The 17,972-nt window shown below is 61.5% G+C and carries 15 protein-coding genes; 10 read left to right on the forward strand and 5 right to left on the reverse strand.

Annotation, left to right across the window (positions count from 1 at the left end):
* Positions 1-16: 16 nt before the first annotated feature.
* A complete protein-coding gene (locus KJS28_RS05880) occupies positions 17-661 on the reverse strand; it encodes a helix-turn-helix transcriptional regulator (protein ID WP_021858891.1) in 645 nt (214 codons plus the stop codon).
* A 202-nt stretch (positions 662-863) separates the two neighbouring features.
* Between KJS28_RS05880 and KJS28_RS05885 the strand changes: the two genes are divergently transcribed.
* From KJS28_RS05885 to KJS28_RS05920, 8 genes are all read left to right on the forward strand, one after another.
* Positions 864-2,261 (forward strand): YgeY family selenium metabolism-linked hydrolase, encoded by a 1,398-nt coding sequence (locus KJS28_RS05885; protein ID WP_021858892.1) that lies wholly within the window; start codon positions 864-866, stop codon positions 2,259-2,261.
* Between the two features lie 43 nt (positions 2,262-2,304).
* On the forward strand, positions 2,305-3,498 hold the full coding sequence (gene ygeW, locus KJS28_RS05890; RefSeq protein WP_213542132.1) for a knotted carbamoyltransferase YgeW: 1,194 nt from the start codon (positions 2,305-2,307) through the stop codon (positions 3,496-3,498).
* 71 nt (positions 3,499-3,569) lie between these two features.
* Positions 3,570-4,505 (forward strand): carbamate kinase, encoded by a 936-nt coding sequence (gene arcC / locus KJS28_RS05895; protein ID WP_021858894.1) that lies wholly within the window; start codon positions 3,570-3,572, stop codon positions 4,503-4,505.
* Between the two features lie 607 nt (positions 4,506-5,112).
* Entirely contained in the window at positions 5,113-6,354 is a 1,242-nt protein-coding gene (locus KJS28_RS05900; protein WP_213542133.1) for a BMP family ABC transporter substrate-binding protein, read from the forward strand.
* 273 nt (positions 6,355-6,627) lie between these two features.
* Positions 6,628-8,178 (forward strand): ABC transporter ATP-binding protein, encoded by a 1,551-nt coding sequence (locus tag KJS28_RS05905; RefSeq protein ID WP_213542134.1) that lies wholly within the window; start codon positions 6,628-6,630, stop codon positions 8,176-8,178.
* The gene (locus tag KJS28_RS05910; RefSeq protein ID WP_021858897.1) at positions 8,171-9,313 is read left to right on the forward strand and encodes an ABC transporter permease; all 1,143 of its coding nucleotides are present in this window, start codon (positions 8,171-8,173) and stop codon (positions 9,311-9,313) included. The genes KJS28_RS05905 and KJS28_RS05910 overlap by 8 nt, the downstream gene beginning before the upstream one ends.
* Entirely contained in the window at positions 9,307-10,299 is a 993-nt protein-coding gene (locus tag KJS28_RS05915) for an ABC transporter permease (protein WP_213542135.1), read from the forward strand. Before KJS28_RS05910 ends, KJS28_RS05915 begins: the two co-directional genes overlap by 7 nt.
* Positions 10,300-10,357: 58 nt before the next feature.
* Positions 10,358-11,713, forward strand: coding sequence for an 8-oxoguanine deaminase (locus KJS28_RS05920; protein WP_213542136.1), 1,356 nt, complete (start codon positions 10,358-10,360; stop codon positions 11,711-11,713).
* A gap of 71 nt (positions 11,714-11,784) precedes the next feature.
* Here KJS28_RS05920 and KJS28_RS05925 read toward each other — a convergent pair whose 3' ends face one another.
* The gene (locus KJS28_RS05925) at positions 11,785-12,459 is read right to left on the reverse strand and encodes a beta/alpha barrel domain-containing protein (protein ID WP_213542137.1); all 675 of its coding nucleotides are present in this window, start codon (positions 12,457-12,459) and stop codon (positions 11,785-11,787) included.
* A gap of 451 nt (positions 12,460-12,910) precedes the next feature.
* On the opposite strand from KJS28_RS05925, the gene KJS28_RS05930 reads away from it, so the two are divergent.
* A complete protein-coding gene (locus tag KJS28_RS05930; RefSeq protein WP_213542138.1) occupies positions 12,911-13,441 on the forward strand; it encodes an O-acetyl-ADP-ribose deacetylase in 531 nt (176 codons plus the stop codon).
* A gap of 97 nt (positions 13,442-13,538) precedes the next feature.
* On the opposite strand, the gene KJS28_RS05935 is transcribed toward KJS28_RS05930, so the two are convergent.
* Positions 13,539-14,642 carry a DUF362 domain-containing protein gene (locus KJS28_RS05935; protein WP_213542139.1) on the reverse strand — a complete coding sequence of 368 codons (1,104 nt, stop codon included), beginning with the start codon at positions 14,640-14,642 and terminating at the stop codon, positions 13,539-13,541.
* Between the two features lie 95 nt (positions 14,643-14,737).
* Here KJS28_RS05935 and KJS28_RS05940 point away from each other — a divergent pair, with 95 nt between their 5' ends.
* Positions 14,738-15,634 (forward strand): RluA family pseudouridine synthase, encoded by an 897-nt coding sequence (locus KJS28_RS05940; RefSeq protein WP_213542140.1) that lies wholly within the window; start codon positions 14,738-14,740, stop codon positions 15,632-15,634.
* Between the two features lie 64 nt (positions 15,635-15,698).
* Here KJS28_RS05940 and KJS28_RS05945 read toward each other — a convergent pair whose 3' ends face one another.
* Complete coding sequence (locus KJS28_RS05945; protein ID WP_213542141.1) at positions 15,699-16,730, reverse strand: NAD(P)H-dependent oxidoreductase; 1,032 nt, start codon at positions 16,728-16,730, stop codon at positions 15,699-15,701.
* Positions 16,731-16,746: 16 nt separating this feature from the next.
* Positions 16,747-17,970 carry a Rossmann-fold NAD(P)-binding domain-containing protein gene (locus tag KJS28_RS05950; protein ID WP_213542142.1) on the reverse strand — a complete coding sequence of 408 codons (1,224 nt, stop codon included), beginning with the start codon at positions 17,968-17,970 and terminating at the stop codon, positions 16,747-16,749.
* Between the last annotated feature and the right edge of the window lie 2 nt (positions 17,971-17,972).

Consider the following 17,972-nt stretch of genomic DNA (forward strand, 5'->3'; position numbering starts at 1 on the left):
GTTTTTTCCTCCTGTTTCATTTGTCTCCGTCTTTGTTTGCGTCGATGTAGGAATATAGGGTATATTTGGAAATACCGAAGTATTTTGCCACTTTGTCGCCGGACTTGGTCACCAGAAAGGCCCCCGACTGGTTCAGAAACTGGATGGCCCGAACCTTGTCCTCCTTGTTCATCAGGGCCACAGGCTTTCCCACCATGGCCACCGACTGGTCGATGAGCTCGTCGAGGACGGCGTTGACGTTGATGATGCGCTCCGGCTCCGTCTGCTCCTTGTCACGGGTAGAAAGCAGCTCCCCGATGGTGTTCTGGATCATCATCAGCCCCGACACATCATAGTTGATGGAGAAGATGGCTACCACGCCGCCCCGGCTGTTGCGGATGTACAGCGACGAGGACTTGAGGATCTTGCCATCCGGGGTACGGGTCAGATAGCACAGGTGATCCTTTGGCTGCTCGTCCTGCCGGGCCAATTGGTCCAGCACCACCTGCGACGCTCCGTCGCCCACCTTACGGCCGGATACATGGCCGTTTTCGATGTGTACGATGGTGTGATCCGGCCGGTTGCCCGATACGTCGTGGATCACCACCTCGCAGTTGCTCCCGAACTGGGCCGCCACACCGGCGGCGATCTGCTTCAGCGTTTCCAGCCGTCTTGTCTCCATGTATCCGCCTCCTGTTTTGAATCTTTCACAGCTACATGATACCACACTTTTCGCAGAAATCAATGCCTCATTCAGAAAAACTTTTTGGTTTCATGAATTTTTGTTTGACATCTGCCGGGACTGTGGTATGATGGTGCTGTAAGGGTAAATAATTTGTCTGAATACGTCTGTCACGATCATAAAATTTTAACGGAGGTATACTATGGATTTCGAAGCCATCAAAAAAGCAGCCGAGGGCTATAAGCCCGCTATGGTCAAGTTCCTGCGGGACATGATCGCCATTCCTTCCGAGTCCTGTGAGGAGAAGGGCGTGGTGCATCGCATCGCCGAGGAGATGAAGGCTCTGGGTTATGACAAGGTCGAGTTCGACAAGCTGGGCAATGTCATCGGCTGGATGGGCGAGGGCGACAAGATCATCGCTCTGGACTCCCATGTGGACACCGTGGGCATCGGCAACCGGGACAACTGGGAGGCCGACCCCTATCAGGGCTACGAAACCGACGATATCATCTACGGCCGCGGCGGCTCCGATCAGGAGGGCGGCATGGCCTCCGCCACCTACGGCGCCAGGATCATGAAGGATCTGGGCCTCATCCCCGCCGGCTATAAGATCATGGTGGTGGGCTCCGTGCAGGAGGAGGACTGCGACGGTATGTGCTGGCAGTCCATCGTCAACGAGTACTTCAACGGTCCCGATGACGCCCGCAGCAAGGTGGAGTTCGTCATTTCCACCGAGCCCACCGACGGCGGCATCTACCGTGGCCACCGTGGCCGTATGGAGATCCGTGTGGATATGCACGGTGTGTCCTGCCACGGCTCCGCCCCGGAGCGTGGCGACAACGCCATCCACAAGATGGCCGAGGTCATCCAGAACGTCCGGGATCTCAACGAAAATCCCGCCGACGACTCCGTGGAGATCAAGGGTCTGGTGAAGATGCTGGATCCCAAGTACAATCCCGAACACTGGGAGGATGCCCGTTTCCTGGGCCGTGGCACCTGCACCACCAGCCAGATCTTCTACACCTCTCCCTCCCGCTGCGCCGTGGCCGACAGCTGCGCCATCTCCATCGACCGCCGCATGACCGCCGGCGAGACTTACCAGTCCTGCCTGAAGGAGATCGAGGATCTGCCCGCCTGCAAGAAGTACGCCAAGGACGTGAAGGTCTCCATGTATATGTATGACCGTCCCGCATGGACCGGCCACGTGTACAAAACCGAGTGCTTCTTCCCCACGTGGATCAACAAGGAGTCCGCTCCCCATGTTCAGGCGCTGGTGGATGCCTACCACAACCTGTGGGGTACCGAGCGCATCGGCGCCGATGAGAAGGCCATGTCCACCCGCACCGGCCGTCCTCTGACCGATAAGTGGACCTTCTCCACCAACGGCGTGTCCATTCAGGGCCGCTACGGCATCCCCTGCGTAGGCTTCGGCCCCGGTGCCGAGTCTCAGGCTCACGCCCCCAATGAGATCACCTGGAAGCAGGATCTGGTGACCTGCGCTGCTCTGTACGCCGCCGTTCCCGGCCTGTATAAGCCCGAGAACAAGGACGGCTCCGCCACCAGCTTCCGTCAGGAGCTCACCGGCAACGACATCAAGTAAAACAACTACATATAATATTACAATATTACAAAGGAGAAATACCATGAGCAAGACGCTTGAGCTGGCACGTCATCTGGAGACGCTGCACATCAACGATATGTACAAAACCGACTTCTACTGGACCTGGGACAAGACCGACGACGAGATCGACGCCATCTTCACCGTGGCCGACGCCCTGCGGGACCTGCGGGAGCGCAACAAGAGCACCCGCATCTTTGACTCCGGTCTGGGCATCTCCCTGTTCCGTGACAACTCCACCCGTACCCGCTTCTCCTTCGCCTCCGCCTGCAATCTGCTGGGCCTGGAGGAACAGGTGCTGGACGAGAAGAAGTCTCAGATCGCCCACGGCGAGACCGTCCGTGAGACGGCCAACATGGTGTCCTTCATGGCCGATGTCATCGGCATCCGGGACGATATGTATATCGGTGAGGGCCACAAGTATCAGAAGACCTTTATGGACGCTCTGGAGGAGGGCTACCGGGACGGCATTCTGGAGCAGCGCCCCACGCTGGTGAACCTCCAGTGCGACGTGGATCACCCCACCCAGTGCATGGCCGATATGCTGCACGTCATCCACTACTTCGGCGGTGTGGAGAACCTGAAGGGCAAGAAGGTGGCCATGACCTGGGCCTACTCCCCCAGCTACGGCAAGCCCCTGTCCGTGCCTCAGGGCGTCATCGGCCTGTTCACCCGCTTCGGCATGGATGTGACGCTGGCTCATCCCGAGGGCTACGACGTCATGCCGGAGGTGGAGGCCATCGCCCGCCAGAACTGCGAGAAGTACGGCTCCCGGTTCCACAAGACCAACGACATGAAGGAAGCCTTCCGGGATGCCGATATCGTCTATCCCAAGAGCTGGGCACCCTTCGCCGCCATGGAGGAGCGCACCAAGCTGTACGCCAAGGGCGATCAGGCCGGCATCGATGCGTTGGAGAAGAAGCTGCTGGCTCAGAACGCCGAGCATAAGGACTGGGCCTGCACCGAGGAGATGATGAAGCTCACCCGTGACGGCAAGGCGCTGTATATGCACTGCCTGCCCGCCGATATCACCGGCCTGAGCTGCGAGGAGGGCGAGGTGGACAACTCCGTCTTCGACCGCTACATCGTGCCTCTGTACAAGCAGGCCTCCTACAAGCCCTATATCATCGCCGCTATGATCTTCATGTCTCAGGTGAAGGACCCCGTTCGTACGCTGATGGCCATGGATGAGGGTGACGGTAAGCGTAAATCCTTCTAAATCAGGCAAACTAATAGCGGGGGCCTCGGCTCCCGCTATTTCACTCTAAGGAAAGTTTTGAGGTAACAGCTATGTCCAAACGCATCGTCATCGCCTTAGGCGGCAACGCCCTGGGCAATACCGCCGCCCAGCAGCTGGAGCTGGTGTCCCTGACCGCTAAGCCCATCGTGGACCTCATCGCCGCCGGCAACGAGGTCATCATTGCCCACGGCAACGGCCCGCAGGTGGGCATGATCAATCTGGGGCTCTCTACCGCCGCCGAGGCCGGCGCCATCAAGTCGGATATGCCCTTCCCGGAGTGTGGCGCCATGAGTCAGGGCTATATCGGTTACCATCTGCAAAATGCCATCGGCAATGAGCTGACCGCCCGTGGCCTCCGGAAGGACGTGGCCACCGTAGTCACGCAGGTGCTGGTGGATGAAAACGACCCTGCCTTCCAGCACCCCACCAAGCCCATCGGCTCCTTCTATGACAAGGTGGCTGCCGACCGCATCATGGCCCAGCGTGGCTGCACCATGGTGGAGGACGCCGGTCGTGGCTGGCGTCAGGTGGTCCCCTCCCCCAAGCCCGTGGATGTCATCGAGAAGAATACCGTCCGGGCGCTGGTGGACAGCGGCACCGTGGTCATCACCGTAGGCGGCGGCGGTATCCCCGTGGTGCGCCGCAACGGCCGTCTGGTAGGCACGCCCGCCGTCATCGACAAGGATTTCGCCTCCGCCAAGCTGGCGGAGCTGCTGAACGCCGATATGCTCATCATCCTCACCGCCGTGGAGAAGGTGGCCATCAACTTCGGCAAGCACGACCAGCAGTGGCTCAGTGACCTGACCCCGGAGCTGGCCCGGCAGTATATCGCAGAGGGCCAGTTCGCCCCCGGCTCCATGCTGCCCAAGGTGCAGGCAGCCCTGTCCTTCGCCGAGTCCGCCCCCGGTCGTGTGGCTCTGATCACTCTGCTGGAGAAGGCCAAGGACGGCATCGAGGGCAAAACGGGTACGAGAGTTCATCTGTGATCTTCCCCCTCCCCATCCCTTGTACCGCAGCAGCTTCTAACCCTCGATGGCCGTCCTGACAGTCTGATCCATGGCTCCCGGCGCAGCCGGCAGCCTGTGGGCGTGTCCACGGCATCGAGGGTAAGACCGGTACAAGAGTCCACCTGTGACCTTCTCCCTCTCCGCTCCTTGCACCACAATGACCTCCGCCCCTCGATGGCCGTCCTGACAGTCTGATCCACGGCTCCCGGCGCAGCCGGCAGCCTGTGGGCGTGCCCACGGCATCGAGGGTAAGACAGGTACAAGAGTCCACCTATAACACACATCGCCTTCCTGATAGGGCGGGACACCTTATGTGCCCCGCCCTATTAGTTTACCCAATTCCTGACAGTGCAGATCCATATCACCGCTCCGGGTTTTTCTCCGCCCATTATAAATTCTCACAAAAATTCTCCTCTTTCTTTGTGCTGGTGGCCGTAAATTTGTGATTTTCCTCATTCCCCGTTGAAATCCCGGCGCAAATCCTGTATAATAACGCATAGTTGACAGGGGTATTCTCCCTGTCCGCAGCATTCGTACAGCTTCGGTTCAAATGTGCGTCTGCCAACAATTAAAGGAGGAAAATTGAATGAAAAAGATCCTTGCGCTGATCCTTGCGCTGGTCATGGCTCTGAGCCTGGTGGCCTGCGGCTCCAAGGACGACAACGACACACCCGATGACGGCGACAAGACCAACACCATCAAGGTCGGTCTGATCTGCATCGGCGACGAGAACGATCAGGGCTACACCTACAACTTCATCCGCGGTAAGGAAGCCGCTACCCAGGCACTGGCTGCCAAGGGCATCAACGTGGAGTGGGTCATCAAGTACAACAAGGGTGAGAACGACGACTGCACCAACGCCAACATCGAGTGCGCCGAGGAAGGCTGCCAGCTCATCATCAACAACTCCTACGGCCATGAGCCCTTCATGCTGAAGGTGGCCGGCAAGAGCGAGTACAAGGACATCCAGTTCATCGGCTGCGCCAACTGTGGCTCCCGCAGCGACAGTCTGGAGAACACCCACAACGCCTTCGCCAACATCTACGAGGGCCGCTATGTGGCCGGCGTGGTGGCTGGCATGAAGCTGCAGGAGATGATCGACAACGGTGACATCACCGCCGAGCAGGCTGTCATCGGCTACGTGGGCGCTTTCTCCTTCGCTGAGGTCATTTCCGGCTTCACCGCTTACTATCTGGGCGCCAAGAGCGTCTGCCCCTCCGTCACCATGAAGGTCCAGTTCGTGGGCTCTTGGTCCGACGCCACTGAGGAGGCCAACGCCGCTTCCGCTCTGTGCGATGCCGGCTGCGTGATGATCTCCCAGCACTCCGATAACACCACCCCCGCCACCATGGCTCAGACCAAGGGTGCTTTCCATACCGGCTACAACAACGACATGACCGGCGTTGCTCCCGATGCCTCCCTGATCGGCACCCGCATCGACTGGGCTCCCTACTTTGAGTACGCCATCGAGACCGTCTACAACGGCGGCACCATCGATCAGGACTGGTGCAAGGGCATTGCCGACGGCTCCGTGGTCATGACCACCCTGAACGAGAAGATCTGCGCTAAGGGTACTGCCGAGAAGGTGGCCGAGGTGGAGAAGGCTCTGAAGGACGGCACTCTGCAGGTCTTTGATACCAGCAAGTTCACCGTCAAAGGTGAGACCGTCACCCACGCCTTCGCTCTGGATACCGACGGCGACTTCACCCCCGACGCCGAGGAGGCCGTGTTCGACGGCGCTTTCCACGAGTCCTACTTCCAGTCCGCCCCCTACTTCACCCTGCAGATCGACGGGATCGAGTGGCTGAACTCCGCCTACGGCAACTAAGCCTCTCCCTCCCCAGCCAAGCGGACAACAAGCTGTAAACTGAAAAAGGGTACGGCTGCACGCAGGCAGCCGTACCCTTTTTTCGTGGTGGTATCTAAAAAATTTTTAGTTTTCCTGACGATTTGTTGATTTCTCCAAAAAATCAGCGGTACTTTCTGCATAGCAGACGCCCAGTTTTTATTTACTTTTTCGGCTGCTTATGATAACATATTTATATTATATATTGTCCGGAAACCGTACCGGGGCGGCAGCGCCCCAATTCACAACGAAAGGATGACAGCCTTGGAAACTGTTTGCGCCATTGAGCTGAGAAACATCACCAAACGTTTCGGCAGCGTCGTCGCCAACGATGGCATCAATCTGGCCCTGAACCGTGGTGAGATCCTCTCCCTGCTGGGGGAGAACGGCAGCGGTAAGACCACCCTGATGAATATGCTGGCCGGCATCTATTTCCCTGACGAGGGCGAGATCTTGGTAGAGGGGAAGCCCGTATCCATCCGCTCCCCCAAGGATTCCTTCCAGTACGGCATCGGCATGATCCATCAGCACTATAAGCTGGTGGACGTGTTCACCGCCGCCGAGAACATCGTGTTGGGTCTGGACGAGGGCGGCCGCCTGGACATCAAGGCCGCCAACGCCAAGGTCAAGGAGATCTGCGACCGCTACGGCTTCGACATCGACCCCACTCAGAAGATCTACGATATGTCCGTCTCTCAGAAGCAGACGGTGGAGATCGTCAAGGTCCTGTACCGTGGGGCGGATATCCTCATTCTGGACGAGCCCACCGCCGTGCTGACCCCGCAGGAGACGGAGAAGCTCTTCACCGTCCTGCGGAACATGAAGGCCGACGGCAAGGCCATCGTCATCATCACCCACAAGCTCCACGAGGTCATGGCCCTGTCCGACAAGGTGGCCGTCCTCCGCAAGGGCAAGTACATCGGCACCGTCAAGACCTCCGAGACGAATCCGCAGGCTCTGACGGACATGATGGTGGGCCACAGTGTGACCCTGAACATCGACCGCCCCAAGTACGACGCTCCCGTCCCCCGCCTGACCCTGAAGGGCATCACCTGCTACGACGGCGAGGGCGTAAAGCGGTTGGACAACGTCTCCTTCACCGCTCTGGGCGGTGAGATCCTGGGCATCGCCGGCATCGCCGGTTCCGGCCAGAGGGAGCTGCTGGAGGCCATTGCCGGCCTGCATCCCGTGGCTGAAGGCTCCATCCAGTTCACTCCGGAGGGTAAGCCCGCCTCTGAACTGGTAGGCAAGACCCCCATGCAGATCAAAAAGGCTGGCGTGGCCATGGCCTTCGTGCCGGAGGATCGTTTGGGCATGGGGCTGGTTGGCTCCATGGGCATGACGGACAACATGATGCTCCGCTCCTGGCGAAAGGGCAAGGGCATCTTCGTCAACCGCAAGGACCCCAACGAGCTGGCCATGCAGGTCTGGAAGGAGCTGGAGGTGGTCACCCCCAGCACCGACTTCCCCGTGCGCCGGATGTCCGGCGGCAACGTGCAGAAGGTGCTGGTAGGCCGTGAGATCGCCACCGCCCCCTCCGTGCTGATGACCGCCTACGCCGTGCGTGGTCTGGATATCAACACCTCCTACACCATCTATAACCTCCTCACCAAGGAAAAGATGCAGGGCTCTGCCGTCATTTACGTCGGCGAGGATCTGGACGTGCTGCTGGAGCTGTGCGACCGTATTCTGGTGCTGTGCGGCGGTAAGGTCAGCGGCATCGTAGACGGTCGCACCACCACCAAGGAAGAGGTAGGCCTGCTGATGACCCGTGTCGGCGGAAAGGAGAAAGCCGCTCATGAATAACTCGATGAAAACGCCCCTGATCCGTCTGGCCAAGCGAGAGGGCATGGACAAGCGGACGGTGTGGGCCATCCGTGTGGGCTCCATCCTGCTGGCGCTGCTGCTGGGCGCACTGGTCATCGCCATCTCCGGTGTGAACCCCTTCAAAGCCTACGGCACCATCATCACCGGCGCTTTGGGCAAAAAGACCGCCATCCGCCAGACGGTGAAGATCGCCGTCCCCCTGTTGGGCTGCGCCCTGGCCATCGCTCCATGCTTCAAGATGCGCTTCTGGAACATCGGCGCCGAGGGCCAGATCACGGCCGGCGCCATCGCCGCCTCCTACTTCGCCCTCTACTGGGTCGGTAAGGTCCCCAGCGCCGTGCTGCTGCTCATCATGGGCGCTGCGGGCGCCGTGGCCGGCGGCATTTGGGCGCTGATCCCCGCCTTCTTCAAGGCCCGCTGGAACACCAACGAGACTCTGTTCACCCTGATGATGAACTACATCATCATCGGCGTGGTCCGCTGGCTGCAGGGCGGCCCGTGGGAGGGTCGTCCCGGCTCTCAGATCATCCCCATGTTCGATCAGTCCGCTTGGCTGCCGGAGGTTTTCGGCGTCCACTGCGGCTGGATCATTGTGCTGGTGCTGGTGGTGGTAATGCACCTCTACATGAACTACACCAAGCACGGCTACGAGATCGCCGTCATCGGTGACTCCCTGAACACCGCCCGCTACGCCGGTATGAACGTGGGCCACGTCATGATGCGTACCATGTTCCTCTCCGGTGCCATCAGCGGTCTGGTGGGCTTCATCGTGGCCTCCGGTGCCAACAACACCCTGTATGACGGCGTGGCCAACGGCGTGGGCTTCACCTCCATCACGGTGGCATGGCTGAGCCAGCTGAACGCCTTCGCCATGATCGTCATCTCCGCCCTGCTGGCCATTTTGGAAAAGGGCGCTGAGACCCTCCAGACCGCCATGCAGGTGCCTACCTCCATCAGCGACATCGTCACCGGCATCCTGCTGTTCTGTATGCTGGGCTGCGAGTTCTTCATCAACTACCGCATGATCTTCCGCCGCAAGCAGGCGGAGGCTCCCGCCGCCCCCGCCGCTGCGGAGTCCGATCAGACCGAGAGTAAGGAGGATGCGTCATGCTGAATACCGTGAATCTGTTCATCGCATTGGTGGTGGCCGCCATCACCTACGGCACGCCTCTGCTGTTCGGTACGCTGGGCGAAGTGCTGACGGAGAAATCCGGCAGCTTGAACCTGGGCGTGGAGGGCATCATGTTCATGGGCGGTGCCATCGGCCTTGGCGGTGTGTTCTACTACGAAAAGGCCGTGGAATCTCCCAGCGCTTTTCTGGCGGTGCTCATCGGTCTGCTGTGTGCCTTCATCGCCGGCGGCATCGCCTCTCTGATCTTCAGCTTCCTGACCATCACCCTCCGGGCCAACCAGAACGTCACCGGTCTGGCGCTGACCATCTTCGGCACCGGCGTGGGCCAGTATATTGGCGAGATCATGCGGATCCGTGAGGGCGGCTTCGTGGCCGTGGGCAACGACCTGAAGGCCGTATTCATCAGCTCCCCCTTCCCTCAGGCCATGCAGGATATCCCCTATGTGGGCAAGATCCTCTTCGGCAACAGCATCTTCTTCTATCTGGGGGTGGTGCTGGCCATCGTCATGCACCTGTTCCTCAACAAGAGCCGCACCGGCCTGCAGCTGCGCTCCGTGGGCGAGTCCCCGGCTACTGCCGATGCCGCCGGCATCAACGTCAGCCGCTATCGCTATCTGGGCGCCATCATCGGCGGCGGCATCTCTGCTGTGGGCGGCATGGTGTACATCACCACCATCGCCGGCTGCGTATGGAACCACGAGGGGCTGTCCGGCGTGGGCTGGCTGGCCGTGGCGCTGGTTATCTTCTGCCTGTGGCGTCCTCTGTCCGCCATTTGGGGCTCCGTGCTGTTCGGCGCTCTGATGATCCTGTACCTGCGTCTGACGATTCCCTTCATCCCCACGCAGCTGTATAAGATCCTGCCCTACGTGGTGACGCTGGTGGTGCTGATCATCGTGTCCCTGCGGAAAAAGCGGGAGGATCAGCCCCCCACCTCTCTGGGCCTGAACTACTTCCGGGAAGACCGGTAAACCGACCGAATATCCCCCGATCCTTCGGGGGATATTCTTCTGAAAGGAGTAATGATCTATGGCAAGCCTGCTGATCCGCAGCATCCGCTATCTGGTGACCTGCGACGATAAGGACCAACTGCTGGAGGACGTGGACCTCTACTGCGAGGACGGCTTCATCCGTCAGATCGGCCCCCATCTGGACATCACCGCCGACCGAACCATCGACGCCAGCCATATGCTGTGCTATCCCGGTCTGGTGAACACCCACCACCACCTGTATCAGGTGTTCTCCCGCAACCTCCCGCAGGTGCAGAATATGGAGCTGTTCGACTGGCTCAAGACCCTCTATGAGATCTGGAAAAATCTGGACGAGGACGTCATCCGTCTCTCCTCCCTCACCGGCATGGGCGAGCTGATGAAGCACGGCTGCACCACCTGCTTCGACCACCACTATGTGTTCCCCACCCACGCCGGAGACCTGATCGGCGCCCAGTTTGCCGCCGCCGACACGCTGGGTATCCGGATGTATGCCTCCCGTGGCAGCATGGATCTCAGCGTCAAGGACGGCGGCCTACCGCCGGACAGCGTAGTGCAGACGGTGGATGAGATCATGACGGACTCCGCCCGGCTCATCGAGAAGTACCACGACACCTCCTACGGAGCCATGCACCGCATCGCTCTGGCTCCCTGCTCTCCCTTCTCCGTGTCGGCGGAGCTGCTGCGCCAGAGCGCCATTCTGGCCCGCCAATACGGCGTGCGGCTGCACACCCACCTGTGTGAGACCAAGGACGAGGAGAACTTCATGCTCCAGAGGGAGGGCATCCGCCCTCTGGAGTACATGGAGCGTTTGGGCTGGACGGGCAGCGACGTGTGGTTCGCCCACGGCATTCACTTCAACGACGAGGAGCTGCGGGTGCTGGCCAAAACCGGCACCGGCGTGGCCCACTGCCCCATCAGCAACATGAAGCTCTCCTCCGGCATCGCCCGGATCCCGGAGATGCTGGAGCTGGGCGTTCCCGTGGGACTGGCCGTGGACGGCAGCGCCTCCAACGACGGCTCCAGCCTTATGGAGGAGCTGCGGGTGGCCTTCCTGCTCCACCGCCTGAACGCCAGCCGCCGGGCCCCCACCGGCTACGACGTGCTGAAAATGGCCACCCGTGGCAGCGCCCGGCTGCTGGGCCGGGACGATATCGGCCAGCTGGCGGTGGGCAAGTGCGCCGACCTCTTTATGATCGACAGCCGCCGTCTGGAGCTGGTGGGTTCCTGCTTCGACCCCAAGTCTGTGCTGGGTACCGTAGGCGTCCGGGGCCCGGTGGACTACACCGTGGTTCATGGCCGTGTCACCGTGGCCCAGGGCCATCTCATGACGGTGGACGAGGAGCGCCTGGCACAGGATGCCGAGACCTGCTGCCGCCAATATCTGGCCCGCTGAAACAAGATCAGCACCCACCCGCCAAGCGGGTGGGTGCTGATCCTTTCATTTTTCTGCTCTTTCGCAGCCTCTTACGCAAACCTGCCCCGGTATTTCCGCATACTCTCGGAAAACAGTTCGGCGCTGGTGGGCGGCGTGTAGGTGATGGCATTGGCCCCAGCCTCGATGGTGGCCCGGATGGTGTCATCCGTCGGCCCGCCGGTGGCAATGATAGGCACCTCCGGGAACTGCTCCCGGATATGGGCCACGATCTCCGGCGTCCGGGCCGCCCCGGATACGTTGAGGAAATCCACCCCCGCCGCCAGCTTCCCGGCCACGTCCGCCTGCTCCGACACCACCGTGTACACCAGCGGGATCTCCACCGTCTCTTTGATGGCCCGGATGGCCTCCTCGGTGATGAAGGTGTTGCACACCAGCCCAAAGGCCCCCTGATGCTCGGCATAGGCGGCGATGCTGGCCGACCTCTGCCCATTGGTGAGGCCACCCCCCACCCCGGCAAACACCGGCACCTCCGACACCGACAGAATGGCCTGTGTGATAGCCGGCTGGGGCGTAAAGGGATACACGGCGATGACGGCGTCGGCGTTGATGTTCTTGATAATGGCCACATCCGTGGAAAACACCAGCGACTTGATGCGCCGCCCGAAAATGCGGATGCCGCTGCACTCGCTGATGCAGCGGGGAACCTGAATGCTGTGCTTGCGCAGCTCCCCCTCATAAACCGGTACAAACTTCTTCACCGTCATCCCTCCATGTCTTGTATTATTAGACACATTGTAGCATATCTCCCCGTCTCTGTAAATATTTCCCAAGTTATTCGTCAGATTTTTACGTTTTGTTCATTTTTGTAAAGTCCCTTAACAGGATGCAGCTTATAAGGGATACGTCCCCCTGCCGATCACTTGCGATCGAAGTTCGTGTGTGCTATACTGAATATCCATTCGGCAAATCGGCGTCTGTGGAAGTAATTACGCTTGCTTTATATGAGCCCAAATATGAGGACTTTTGGTTTCGGCAAATGATGCTGGCCGATGAAGATACCATGTCCTACCATCGTGCATAGGGTGGGACAATTCCCTGGCCGGAAGATAAATCCCCGTCTATCGGTTTGACCTGCTCCCTTTTGTCCATTGTTTTCTCCTTGGCCGCAATTTCCTTTGCTCCGGAAAACGTCAAATATCATCTTAGGAGGCCGTCATGAATCTCTCCATCGTGCAGGGTGATATCACCCAATTCCACGCTGATGCTATCGTCAATGCCGCCAACACCTCCCTGCTGGGCGGCGCCGGGGTAGACGGTGCCATCCACCGGGCCGCCGGGCCGGGTCTCATGGCCGAGTGCAAAACGCTGAACGGCTGCCCCACCGGCGAGGCCCGCATCACCGGTGGCTATGACCTGCCCTGCCGGTACGTGATCCACACCCCCGGCCCCATCTGGCGGGGCGGCGGCCACGGCGAGGCCGCCCAACTGGCCTCCTGCTACCGCAGCTGCCTGACGCTGGCACTGGAGAACGGCTGCCGCACGGTGGCCTTCCCTTCCATCAGCACCGGTGTCTACCACTATCCGCTGATGCAGGCGGCTCATGTGGCCCTGAAGGCCATCACGGACTTCCTGCGCCTTCATCCGCAGCTGTCCGTCACCATGGTCTGCCACTCCCCCCAGGCCCTCCACGCCTATCAGGTGGTGTGGAATATGCTCTATCAGGAGACGAAGCCCCATGAGGACTGACCCGCAAAGCCCCATAGCGTGCGCTGCCCGTAAGCAGCACACCCTCCCGAAGCAAAAGCGCCGCCCCACCGGGCGGCGCTTTCGTCTATCGCACTCTTCAGATCTTGATAAGCTCATACGCTCTGGTGCCGATGCCGATCTTCTCGGCGTGCTCCAGACAGCTCATCCAATCCGTCTCCGGATGGATGCGATGGAAGTGGTCGTGGTCATGGACGTCACCGCCGTCGGCCGCAGAACCCCGCATCACCGGCTGAGCGTTGACGGCATCCACACAGGCCATATCCAGTGCCACCGGGTCGAAGGAGGCGAACATTCCCACATTGGGAACAATGGCGGCGTCGTTCTCGGCGTGACAGTCGCAGTTGGGCGACACGTCGATGACCAGTGAGATATGGAAGCAGGGCCGCCCGTCCACCACCGCCTTGGAGTACTCTGCGATCTTTCGGTTCAGATTCGTCACCGTCTCATCCCAGTCGATCTGGATGGCGTTCCGGGGACAGATGGCGATGCAGCGGCCGCAGCCCACGCAGCGGCTGTGATCGATGTTGGCCTTTCTCTCCGCAACGGACAGAGCGCTGTGGGCGCAGATCCTGGTACACATCCCGCAGCCCACGCAGTGTTCATGGTTCACATGGGGCTTTCCGGCGTTGTGCTGCTCCATCTTCCCGGCCCGGCTGCCGCAGCCCATGCCGATGTTCTTCAGCGCCCCGCCGAAGCCCGCCTCCTCATGGCCCTTGAAGTGGGTCAGGGAGATGAACACGTCGGCATCCATGACGGCCCGACCGATCTTGGCCTCCTTCACCAGCCGGCCGCCCACCACCGGCACAGCCACCTCGTCGCTGCCCTTGATGCCGTCTGCGATGATGACCTGACATCCCGTGGTCATGGGATTGAAGCCGTTGAGACACGCCGTATCCAGATGATCCAGCCCGTTCTTCCGTCCCCCTACATACAGGGTGTTGCAGTCGGTGAGGAAGGGCTTGCCACCCCGCTCTTTCACGAAATCTGCCACCGTCTTGGCCCAGTTGGGCCGCAAGAAGGCCAGATTGCCCGGTTCACCAAAGTGCATTTTGATGGCCACGAACTTCCGGTCGAAGTCGATTTCGCCCATCCCGGCGGTTTTCATGAGGCGGGTCAGCTTCTGCTGGAGATTCTCGTGGAAATCCGCCCGCAGATCCGCCCAATAAACTTTTGATGCCATAGGGATCCCCCGCTTTCTGTAAATTGATGCGTTCAGTCTACCACATTTCCCGAAAATGTGGTAGACTGAAAATATCCCCAAGGAGGTGTTTTTTCATGCGTCTCTTGACCCACACCGTTACCCCGCAGGAGGCCGGCCTGCCGGTACGAACCCTGCTGCGCCGGCAGCTCCGTATCTCCGGCAGCTTTCTGGCCAAGCTGAAATGGCGGCCCGGCGCCATCACCCTGAACGGTATCCCCGTCATCGTCTCCACCCGCACAGAGGCCGGCGACGTGCTGGCGGCGGACGTCTCCGACCTGCCGGGAGAAAACCCCCACATCCGCCCCGTGGCCTATCCGCTGGATATTCTGTGGGAGGACGAGGATCTTCTCCTGCTGAATAAGCCCGCCGGCATCGCCATCCATCCCTCCGCCCTGACGGAGGAGACCGTCACCGTAGCCGGTGCCGTGTGCCACTATCTCCGCACCGACAGCTTCCACTGCGTCAACCGTCTGGACCGTGGCACCACCGGCGTCATGGCCGTGGCCAAGACCGGCTACATCCACCGCCTGTGCATGGAGTCGCTGCACACCGATTCCTTCCTCCGGGAGTACCGGGGCATCTGTCTGGGTACGCCCCAGCCCTCCTCCGGTGCCATCGATCTGCCCATCAGCCGGGACCCCGGCTCTCTGCTCCGCCGCACCGTGGACCCTATGGGACTCCCCGCCCGAACCCTCTACGAAACGCTGCTGCCGGGGGAGCTGTCTCTGCTGCAGCTGCTGCCCCAGACGGGCCGCACCCACCAGCTGCGGCTCCACCTCTCCGCTGTGGGCCACCCGCTGGCCGGGGACTGGCTCTACGGCACCGAGGCCCCCACCCTCATCCCCCGTCCGGCGCTGCACTCCTACCGTCTCCGGCTCCTGCACCCCGTGACCCGCCGCTGGCTGGATGTCACCGCCCCGCTGCCGGAGGATATGCGCCGCCTGCTCCCGCCGGACTGCGATCCCGCATAAAAAGCTGCCCCGCCTGCATCGCAGGCGGGGCAGCTTTTTCCCATCAGCCGTCCGCAGACGGCCCTTATTCCATCATCTGCCGCGCAAAGCACCGGGCCTTCTCCCGGATCCCCGGCAGGCGCACCAGACTCCCCCGCTCATTGGCTGTCTCCAGCAGGCAGAACCGTGGCGGCAGATAGAAGGCCTTATTCATGTTCAGCGCCGAGATCAGTTGCCGGGCCAGCAGATCGCCGCCGGAGTAGCCGGACACCACCAGTCCGTAAAGCCGCTTGTCATAGAACCGGGTCTGGCGGAACAAGGCCGTCAGACGGTTGACGCAGGCGGTGAGATTGGCGGAGAGGGCATCGTTATAGTTGGCGCAGACCATCACCAGCGTGTCGCAGGAGCGCACCGCCGGATACACCTCCTCCACCATCGGCCCGCCATAGAAGCACCCGCCCTGCTCCCCGAAGTGCATACAGGCGGTGTAGCTGCATCCGTTGCAGTCGGCCATGGTCCCGTTCCGCAGGCAGATCTCCTGCACCTGCACCTCCGGCGGCAGGGATCGGCGCACCATCTCCCACAGCGCCAGCGTGTTGGAGGTGCTGCGCTGGGAGGCGTGCAGCGCCAGCACCCGCCCCACGGGGGCAGGCCCCTCCCACGCCGTCAGCCGCTCCAGCAGCTCCGATACGGCGGCCCGGAAGGCCGTCTCCTCATCGGTGCCGCCGATCTGGGCCTGCACCCGGAAGTTCCGCAGGGAACCGGTGGCCTCCACCAGCGGGCGTCCCAGAAAGGCGCAGCCCGCCTGATTGGCGGCGAACACCAGATCACGGGCGGCGTCCTTGGTGTATAGCTCTCCCCGCCCCGTCACCACCAGCCCCGCTACGCAGCCCTCCAGCAGCGTCCGGCTCCTCCGCAGGGTCATCAGCATCCGATACCCGCTCTCGCTGCATCCGCTCTCGTCCAGTGCCAGAGCAAACAGCAGCCGCTGTCCGGCCAGCCCCTCCAGCCCCGCATCCGGGTCACGGATCTGGCTGTCCGGCGGCAGCAGCGGTGTCAGCAGCGCCAACAGCTCCCGGCTGTATGGATTCTCCGGCAGCAGCACCGTCAGTGCCATCCCGCTCCCTCCTTCTTCATCGGATCGCCCGCAGGCGCTCCATGGTATCTCTCAAACGCTCCTGCAAGGCCTCCGGCAGGGGCAGCCGCTCCGGCTCCGTCCCCGTGGGGAGCAGCCGGTTTCTGGCCCCCATAAACACCCCATCCAGATAGGTGGACGAGCAGTGCCACTGCCCCCGCAGACAGGCCAGCAGGCTCAGCGCCCCGGAGCTGAGGGCCGGGGCCACATAGGGCTTGAAGCCCAGCCGCCGCATCTCCAGATTGGCTGAGACCACCCGCTCCGTCAGCTCACGGGACAGTGCGTCGTCGTAGTGCTCTATGGAGTTGGCCACCACCAGATCGGCCCCGTGTGGGCCGTAGGTGCGCCCCTCCGTCAAAAAGGCGGCAAACCGTGGCTCCTTCTGGGCATAGTACATGGCTCTGGCCTGCATGACCCCCAGTCCGAAGCCCCGCACCTGATGGGAAAACAGCCCTCCGCCGTCCCACCGGCCCGTCTCGTCCCGGTTGCTCTCCTCCAGCACCGCCCGGCACAGGGGATCCACCGGATCGCTGACCACGCAGAACATTCCTCCATAGCGCCGCTGCCGGGCCATGCGGGCATAGCGGACCGCCAGTTCCCGGTTCACCTGATACTGGGCCATGCGGACGTCCCCGGAGGTAACGGAGGTATCCGGCACGAACCGGGAGGCGCAGAACAGGAACACATCCCCGTCAAACACCTCCTCCGGGGAGACGATCTCCACCGGCGGCAATCTCTCCCCCTCCGGTGAGACGATCTGGTTCAGCTCCATCTCCCACCGCTGGGGAACGTTCTCCCGCACGTCGCAGATGCCGATGGAGTCGATGACATCGCCTCCCAGCAGCCGCAGCCCCATGAGAAGGGTACTGCCCACATCGCCCAGCGCCAACAGGTTCACCCGCACACGCTCCCTCCTCCGGAGGGGAGGCAGCAGCTCCTCCTGTCGGGGGTGGGCCAGATTTACCGCCCGCACACGCCCGGCGGCTATGGCCGCCGCCAGCGCCGGATCTGTCTCCGGCTCCTCCGCCGTCACAAGGGTCGATACCCCCTCCTCCGCGGTCAGCAGGGACGGCGCCGTCACCGGGAAGGTATCCCGCCCGATACCGGGTGTGCGGTGAAATCCGAACAGCACCTCCCCCGTCTCCGGCAGAGCGTGCAGCGCCGGAAGCGCCAGCACCTCCCGGCTGCACAGGGGATAGCCGCCGCAGTCATAGTATCGCACGT

Source organism: Vescimonas coprocola (assembly GCF_018408575.1).
GTDB lineage: Bacteria > Bacillota > Clostridia > Oscillospirales > Oscillospiraceae > Vescimonas > Vescimonas coprocola.